At 54.4% G+C, this 1,844-nt stretch carries 2 protein-coding genes and 1 pseudogene; all 3 read right to left on the minus strand.

The window, feature by feature from the left end; translation table 11 throughout:
- Positions 1–17: 17 nt before the first annotated feature.
- Positions 18–692, minus strand: coding sequence for a hypothetical protein (locus J7367_RS21980; protein ID WP_057664255.1), 675 nt, complete (start codon positions 690–692; stop codon positions 18–20).
- The gene (locus J7367_RS21985; protein ID WP_211116014.1) at positions 692–1,378 is read right to left on the minus strand and encodes an abortive infection family protein; all 687 of its coding nucleotides are present in this window, start codon (positions 1,376–1,378) and stop codon (positions 692–694) included. Before J7367_RS21985 ends, J7367_RS21980 begins: the two co-directional genes overlap by 1 nt.
- A gap of 56 nt (positions 1,379–1,434) precedes the next feature.
- Positions 1,435–1,844: pseudogene (locus J7367_RS21990) on the minus strand (hypothetical protein); the annotation flags it as partial.

The following is a 1,844-nucleotide window of genomic DNA, read 5'->3' on the forward strand; positions in this document are numbered from 1 at the left end:
CGTTGTTCAGACCTTCCTTAGCTCTGCTCCTCATCGGAAAGTGGTTGTCGTACTGGAACGACTTTCCTTATGTGCTCCTCGATTGAGGTCGCATCCACTATTCGAATTCGTGCGTCAGCATTTTGCGCCAATGTTCCCATGTGCTTTTTTATGTCACCCAGCGCATCTGCGATCTTGGCAATGGATGGCTTTTCGACCACCCCAGGTAGCCCGGCATATGCCGAGACATCCAAAAGATATTTTTCAGTGTTTAGCTTTTTTTCCACTGCAGCACGCCAGCTAACGTTGACGTAAAAAGGCTTGAGCCGTCTGCTGACGTTCGCATCTTTGGGGTTGAACAGGTTGAATCCGATTGCAAAAGTAAAGCTAAACTTCTCACCTTGCCCAATCATGGTCAGCGCCGGGCGCTCTTCGGCATGCTTGAACAAGATGTGATAATTCTCGAAATCTCCAGCCTCATGCTCAAACGAATAGCAGACATCCAGGGCTGGACCCGTGCCTACGTTGGAGAACGCAAGTTGCAGGGCTCCGTTGCCATCGGGGTGCGGCTCGAAATGGGCAACCACCTGGGGCGAGCGGCCTGCCTTGCGCAGCGCACGGTTCTCGCGCAGCAGTGCATACGTGAATCCGGTGTAGATCAGGGTAGAAAACCCACCAACAGCGGTTCCAATCACTGCCCAGTCCCAGGCCATCAGTGCTCTCCTCGTTCCACATCCTTCTCCGCTACAAGAGCAGGTGCATCACGCGCGGCGTTCAACGCTTCGATATAAGCAGCGCGGTCAAGCTGGTAGAGCAAACGGCTGACGGAAACATTGAGGGGGAAGGAGTCATTGCCAGGCAAAAGAACCCGAAACCCAGAATTGCCGTCATCGTCCATTACCAACTCCAGTCCGACATAAGCGTCAATTAATTGGTTAAATTCCTCAAACCGCTCCCAAGGCTCACGCGAATTGACCGGATCTCGCTGCGCCTCCAGGTAGGCTTGATGCAGAAACATCACCAGTGCATCCGCTGACAGGACAGCCGAGCGGCGATGGTGAATGGACAGTTTGGCGAGAAATCCATCACGCCCATGACTGACCGGTCCAGATTCGTTCCGTAGATCGCCCAATGCTGATGTCAACTTATGGTGTTGCGAAACCAGCTTGAGAAATTTGCTGTTTTGGTTTTCGCCGAGCTTAAGCACGCGCACAGCGGCACCGACCCACTCACCGAAGTCTGGGGCCGTAGCCTTCGGCCTCACGGGCAGAGTCGGCGAATCGAGTTCACCTACGATGATCCGGCAAAATACTTCAACAATAGATTTCGCGCAATCTATACACGCATCATTGTCCTGATCCAGGGTGCGTTCCAGCGCCTCGAAGGTCTGCTGCAACATCGGGGCCTCGCGCCAATACAGGCACGCTTCACGGATGCCTGGGCACCAATCCAGGCTCACTTTGCTTTTTCCAGGAAGCACTTCACATCCCTTACCCGAAACTCGCCTGAAATCAGCTTGGGGAGCAGGATGTCGCGCTGTTGGGCAAGGGTTCGAGATTGCAAAGCATTGTTGATGATCTGCTCGAACAGCGGCGCGATGGTGTGGTCAAATTCACTCATCGCATCGGTCGGTGGCACAGCGACTTTAGCGTCAGCAAGGTGCTTGCGCTGAATATGACCCATCGTGGTGGCCTTGCCTGCGGCGATGGTTCGGAAGTTAGGGAAGGTCTGAACAACGAGACCTGACAGGGCGGAAGGTGGCGTCGTTCCGAAGAGTGGCTTTTGGAACTTCGGAATTTCGCCATTTCTGGCGCTTTCCGCGGGAATTTCCCGGTTCACAGACGCACGCTCCCCATCGCCGGCAG

Source organism: Xanthomonas sp. D-36-1 (assembly GCF_017746155.1).
GTDB classification, from domain to species: domain Bacteria; phylum Pseudomonadota; class Gammaproteobacteria; order Xanthomonadales; family Xanthomonadaceae; genus Xanthomonas; species Xanthomonas cissicola.